A 6,996-nucleotide genomic window follows, 5' to 3' on the forward strand; every position below is an offset into this window, starting at 1 on the left:
CCTAACCCCTAACCCCTCTTCCCTAATCCCTAACCCCTAGCCCCTAGCCCCTAACCCAAAATGATTGCCATTTCAACCACAATCGGGCCCAAAATACTTTTGATAATTTACCAAATTGATAGTAAAACAGGATCGCAACTAAATCCTCGGCGGTTAATAAATTTAAATAGTCGATCGTGCGATCGATCGAACCGTCACTGTCTTGCAAATATTTTTTGATGCCGAGAGTTTCGGACACTTTCCAGGTATGATAAAATGTTTGATACATAGCTTGACGATAACCTCGAAAATCAGTGATTTTTTTATGTAAATATCGGTCAATATAATCGCCAGCAATTTCCGTTCCATGTAGGGCGTGCCGGATGCCTTCCCCACCCAAAAAATTCACAGTCGATACGGCATCGCCAATCGCAATAATATTGTCTTCGTAATAAATATCTTGCAATCCGCGACTGTATTTAAGTGTCGAACCGTGAACATCAACAAGACGATAATCTTGAGTTTGAAGATATTCTTTAATTATCAATTCGATATAATATTTGAGCGGCTGTGGTTTCTCGATATTGTCCGATGCCAGATTGAGAATACCAGCCCCAACTTTTAACTGATTTTTCGACATAGGAAAAATCCAAGAATATCCCTTCGGCATCCACTTATAACCCAAAAAGAAAGTCAGAGTTTCCGCATTAGCCGCATAGTCGCGATCGCTCACTTCAATTAAATATTCAATTCCCGTACCGCTAATTATATCTGGGCGATCGGCAGACTTGGGCTGGATTACCGCTCTAGCTGGGCCAGTGGCATCAACTAAAACTTTGGTACTAACTGTTATTTTTTCAGTTTGAGATTTAAATTGCAATTCCACCAAAACTGCGCCGTCAGTGCTACTATGTTTAACATAGCGACAGCCCATCCATACTTGAGCGCCAAAAGCGATCGCGTCTTCAGCTAAAAAGTCTCGCAACTTCGCAAAATCCAACACCGCACCCAAAGGGCGATCGCTTGACCAAAGGCCATGTTTATTAGTAGTAACGATCGCTAGATTTTGCCAAAAGCTGCCAATTACTGTTTCCGGCAGGCCAAATTTTGGTAACGTTTCTAGAGGAGTACCAGCACTAGAAAAAATATTTTTCGCGAAACTTTCGTGCCGTTCTACTAGCAAAACTCGCCACCCAGCTTTCGCCAACAAACGAGCGCAGTGACCGCCAGCAGGGCCACCCCCAACAACTACCACATCAAAACTGTTCATCCAAAGTCATCGAAAATCGCCGATGACCTTACTTTACCATTACTTGTCATCCGATTTTGGATTTTGGATTTTCGATTTTGGATTGGCTGGGCAATGAGCGAGGGGAGCTTAAAATTTGTCAATTTTTTTGATGATTACAATTGAAATGGGAGGCTTGAAACAGCTTCTTTTTTGGGGGCACCCAGTTCTTACGGCTTGATGGCGTAATATCGTGTTTGGTTGCATCGGGAGCCGAAAAAATTTGCGATCGCATCTGCGTTCATCTGTTTTCATCTGCGGTTAAAATTTAACCACAGATTTGCGACAAACAATTCTCAACATTATTCTGACAATACCGATGCTACCGGACACGATATAATCTGTTATTTTGTGTTTAGCAATTTGGTACATGGTGCGCTAGGCACGGCAATTTAATTAGTAAGCGTTCAGCCGTCAGGTATCAGCTATCAGCTTCGGTCGGGAATTGACTGTTTCTTCAAAGGGGCAATATAAAGAGCGATTAGCGCGATAAAAGTCGAATTAGCTGACGGCTGACTGCTGATAGCTGAACGCTTACTTTAATTATTGGTTGCAATAATCAATTTCTCGCTCATGCCTAACCCACCCTACAGTTAAATAAGATTTTATTATGCCTATCAATAATGGATAAGTGCTGGGATTGAGCGTCCTCCTTAAGAGAGATCCGGATCGAGAAAAACTGGGATTAAATAAAAAAGGCCGTGTATGTATACGGATAAATTTCCATGAAGCGCGACGCTACAGGTAAGTTTGTTAGCAATTGGGACTCAGAGACAAAACAAAGAGTTAATGTATCTCTGACTGGTACAGCGTGGCGACTGCTCGATCGGGAGGCTCAGAAACGAGGGATTTCTCGTTCTGAAGTAATAGAATACTTCGCTCGCAGTCTTGAAGATGAACTTAGCGAAATCAGACAAGCCCAGCAACAGCGCACCCAACTCATCGCCGCAAGAGAAACTGAGCGTCAGGTAACAAGAATTCTGGAAACCATTACAGATGCTTTTGTTGCTTTCGATCGCAATTGGCGCTACACCTACGTGAATAAAGCAGCAGGGCAAATTCTCCAGAAAACTCCCGGAGAACTGATAGGAAAGCACGTTTGGAACGAAGTTTTTCCCGAATTGGTAGGCGGGATAGCATACCGGGGATTGCATCGCGCAATGACACAACAAGTACCAGTTTCCTGGGAAGAATTTGGGGAACCCGTTCAATGTTGGTTAGAAGTAAACGCTTATCCATCAGAGGAGGGTATAGCAGTTTATTTCCGCGATGTCACAGAGCGCAAGCAAGCTGAGGCAGAACGGGAAAGATTGGTACAAGAATTGGAAATCGAGCGGACTCGGTTTGAAGCAGTTTTGCGGCAAATGCCAGCAGGCGTGTTAATTGCCGATGCTGCAACTGGCAAATTAGTTCTCGCCAACGAACAAGCCAGACAAATTGTGAGGTACGACTACGAAGAGTCGCTTGAGCTTGAGGAATATGTACCCGTTACTCCATTTGAAGCTTTTCGCCTTGATGGCAGTATCTATGAGCCCCAAGAGTATCCGCTACCGCGATCGCTTTTCAAAGGCGAAGTCGTATCTAACGAAGAAATTATCTTACATCAAAATGATGGCAAACACATCTTTATTAATGTAAATTCCGCACCGATTCGCGATCGCCACAATCAAATTGTAGCAGCTGTTGCCATCTTCCAAGATATCACCGATCGCAAGCAAGCTGAATTTATTCTGCAACAGCAAGCCGAGGCATTGTCAAACCAGCAGAAATGGCTGCAAACCGTCTTGGATTTGATGCCAACGCCAACGATATTTATCGAGCCGGGAACCGCAAAAGTCATCTTTGCGAATCGTATTGCTAATGAATTGGCAGGCGGAGAATTACCGAAAAACAAATCCCTCGATGAGTATGCCGATGCCTATTACTGCACCGATACTAATGGCGATCGCATTCCTACAGAGAGGATGCCTGCGGTGCTGATAGCGCGGGGAGAACAGCTGCAAAACTATGAAATGAACTGGTATACCCCTGGCGGTATTCGCTCAACTCTTTGCTGGGGAGAACTCTTACCTGCAATGTACGGGCATCCTGCCACTGGCATTGGAATGTTTCAGGATGTTACCAAACTCAAACAAGCAGAAGCGGCGATACAGGAAGCTAATAACAAAGTGACTAATATTCTAGAAAGCATTACCGATGCTTTTTTTGCGCTCGATCGCGAGTGGCGGTTTACTTATATCAACAAAAGGTTTGAGGAAATTTCACGCCGTTCGTCTGAATCTTTAATCGGACAATGTATTTGGGAAGTGTTTCCAGAAACAGTGGATTCCCTATTTTACGAACAGTATCATCGAGCCATTGCAGAGCAGATTTCAGTCGTTGTAGAAGCTAAGCAACCTGATGATTTGGATCGTTGGTATGAAGCCCATGCTTATCCTTCAGTGGATGGGTTATCGGTTTACTTTCGAGATATTAGCGATCGCAAACAACTTGAGCTAGAACGCGATCGGCTTTTAGAAAGAGAAAAAGCGGCTCGACGGCAAGCAGAAACCGAACGCAAGCGATTGAAAGATATCCTCATAGAAGTTCCTGCCATGTTTGCGGTTTTATCGGGGCCAGAACATCGATTTGAACTCGCTAACCCCACCTTTCTAAAAGTTTCCGGACGTTCCGAAGACATCATTGGCAAAACAGCACGAGAAGCGTTTCCGGAAATGGCAAGTCAGGAATATTTTGATATTCACGATCGCGTTTATCAAAATGGAGAAATTATTCGAGGAAATGAGTATTTATGCCGCTGGGATGCAGGAGATGGTAATTTAGTTGAAGGATTTTTCAACCTCGTTTTTCTGCCCCTTAGAAATATCGAAGGTCGCATTGATAGCGTCCTCATTCACGGCATAGAAGTATCCGCACAGGTAAGAGCGCGTCAGCAGGCGGAAGATCTACTAGAAAAGCTTCAGCAAAAAGAGAGACAGCAGCAATTTTTGCTCGAATTAAATGATGCGATTCGTTCTATTCAAGACTCCAAAGAAATTATGTGGCGGGTAGTCTGCTCCACTGGAGAACACTTCAATGTTACTCGCTGTACCTACGGTGAAATTGACCCAACGCAGGAATACGTGATTGTCGATCGCGACTATTGCAATGGTGTCATCAGCGTAGTTGGTACTCATCAGCTGAATTCCTTCGGTATCGAAATTATTAACCAACTAAAACAGGGCAAAACAATTGTTGTCGATGATGTCGATATCGATCCTCGCACAGCCGGATCGGGAGCGGCTGCTTTCGATGCAATTCAGACGAAATCTCTTCTGTGCGTTCCCTTAGTAAAAGAAGGAAGGTTTGTAGCGCTATTTGTATTGCACCATATCTCCCCCCGCAACTGGACAGAGGAAGAGGTGGTGCGGATGGAGCGAATCGCCGAAAAAACCTGGTTAGCCGTAGAGCGATCGCGAGCAGAAGAGGAATTGCGAAAAAGTAGAACTAGACTGCAACTGGCGTTGATAGTCGGACGCATGGGAACTTGGGACTGGGATATACAGACGAATACGGTAAACTGGTCAGACGGTCAGTTTACCATCATGGGACTTCAACCGAACGAGTGCGAACCAAGCTACGAAATCTGGGTTAAAAGCGTTCATCCAGATGATATAGCAGAAACAGAAACAGCACTTCAAAAAGCCATGTTGGAGAGAACGGATTTTCATCACGAATATCGAACGCTTTGGACGGATGGCTCCATTCACTGGACAGAAGCGAGGGGACAATTTACCTATAATATTCACGGAAAACCGACGCGCATGATTGGCATTTTGATTGACATTACAGAACGCAAGCAAGTCGAACAAGAACGCGAACAATTGTTAGAAAGAGAACGCATCGCTCGGACTCAAGCAGAAGCCGCACAAAACCAACTGAAAACTATTTTTGAAACCTCTCCGGTAGGAATGGCATGGTTAGATTCTGAACAACGATTTATTGCCATTAATGAAGCATTAGCCGAAATTAACGGATTAACCCGCGAACAACACTTAGGAAATTCAGTTGCAGAACTTTTCGGTCAATCCGATCCGCAAATAGTGGAACTATTTGATGAAATTTACCAGACCGGAAATCCCTTTATTTCACCTAGTTTGGCTATTAACGCTCCCAGAAGGAACGATCGCCAACCCGGTTTCTACAACGTTTATTATCTGCCAACAAAGAACTCATACCATCAGGTAAAAGACGTTTTAGCGTATGTTTTAGACGTAACGGAGCGAGTGCGGTTAGAGCGCAGTCAACGCTTTCTTTCCGAGGCGAGTGCAGTCCTTGCTTCTTCCCTCGATTATCAAACTACCCTGGAGCGAGTGGCAGAACTGGCAGTACCTGAGTTAGCTGATTGGTGTACGGTTCATATAGTGGAAGAAAATGGCGGGATCGAGCAAATTGCAGTAGCTCACACCAACCCTACTAAACTCGAATGGGCTGAACAAATCAGACATAAATATCCGATCGATCGGGACGCTCCTCGCGGTGCTGCATTGACATTGCGAACGGGACAATCGGATTTGATAGCGGATATTCCAGATGAGATGCTCGTACAAGCAGCCCGCGATCCAGAACATTTGGAAATATTGCGGCAGGTTGGGTTTAAATCGGTAATGGCAGTGCCACTACGAACCCAAGCGCGAATTTTAGGTGTAATTTCTTTTATTTCCGCTGAATCTGGAAGGCGGTACGATGCAACTGATTTGCAATTAGCAGAAGAATTGGCACATCGGGCATCTTTAGCGATCGATAACGCACAACTCTATCAGATAGCTCAAAGCGATCGAGCCAAAGCAGAAGCCGCTAACCGAGTTAAAGACGAATTTCTCGCCGTACTGTCCCACGAATTGCGATCGCCCCTCAATCCGATTATGGGCTGGACAAGAATACTGCGAACTAAGCGTATCGATCCTGCAAAAGCCGAGCAAGCTTTAGAAACGATCGAACGCAATGCCAAACTGCAAGCGCAATTAATTGAGGATTTATTAGATGTCTCGCGCATCCTCCAGGGAAAAATGACATTAAACGTCGCGCCAGTCAATCTAGCTACCACCATTGAAGCGGCACAGGAAACAGTAAGATTGGCAGCAGAAGCGAAAAACATTCACATTAAAATCGCACTCAATCCCATTTCCGGAACTGTTTCAGGCGATCCGAACCGCCTACAGCAAGTTGTTTGGAACCTGCTATCTAATGCGGTGAAATTCACTCCAGTGGGAGGACGAATCGATGTGCGATTGGAACAAGTTGGTGCCTATGCTCAAATTCAAGTCAAAGACACAGGAAAAGGCATCACTCCAGAATTTTTGCCTCATGTATTTGACTACTTCCGGCAAGAAGATGGTACGACGACGCGAAAATTTGGCGGATTGGGATTGGGACTGGCCCTCGTTCGTAATTTTACCGAATTGCACGGAGGAACCGTTCGCGCAGAAAGTCCGGGGCCAGATTTAGGGGCTACATTTACCGTCCAGTTACCGTTAAATTCCGTCGAGCAAGAGGTATTAGACGATCGCCAAGAGCCAGAAAGCGCGACAGATTTAGCAGGTATGACGATATTAGTTGTAGATGACGATGCCGATATGCGAGAGTTAGCAGTATTCATCCTGACGCAATATGGAGCAAAAGTTGTCACAGCAGCTTCGGCAATACAAGCATTAGCCTTGTTAAATTTTTACCCTGTTCCCGATTTGCTA

Annotated in this window: 2 protein-coding genes; one reads left to right on the plus strand and one right to left on the minus strand. The window is 44.8% G+C overall.

Annotation, left to right across the window (positions count from 1 at the left end):
- Positions 1 to 43: 43 nt before the first annotated feature.
- Positions 44 to 1,249 carry an NAD(P)/FAD-dependent oxidoreductase gene (locus tag H6S82_RS13015; RefSeq protein ID WP_190468234.1) on the minus strand — a complete coding sequence of 402 codons (1,206 nt, stop codon included), beginning with the start codon at positions 1,247 to 1,249 and terminating at the stop codon, positions 44 to 46.
- Positions 1,250 to 1,992: 743 nt separating this feature from the next.
- Between H6S82_RS13015 and H6S82_RS13020 the strand changes: the two genes are divergently transcribed.
- The coding region (locus tag H6S82_RS13020; protein WP_191056289.1) for a PAS domain-containing protein at positions 1,993 to 6,996 on the plus strand (5,004 nt) is incomplete at its 3' end.

The sequence above is a fragment of the Planktothrix sp. FACHB-1355 genome, from assembly GCF_014748295.1.
In the GTDB taxonomy this organism is placed as follows: domain Bacteria; phylum Cyanobacteriota; class Cyanobacteriia; order Cyanobacteriales; family Aerosakkonemataceae; genus Aerosakkonema; species Aerosakkonema funiforme_A.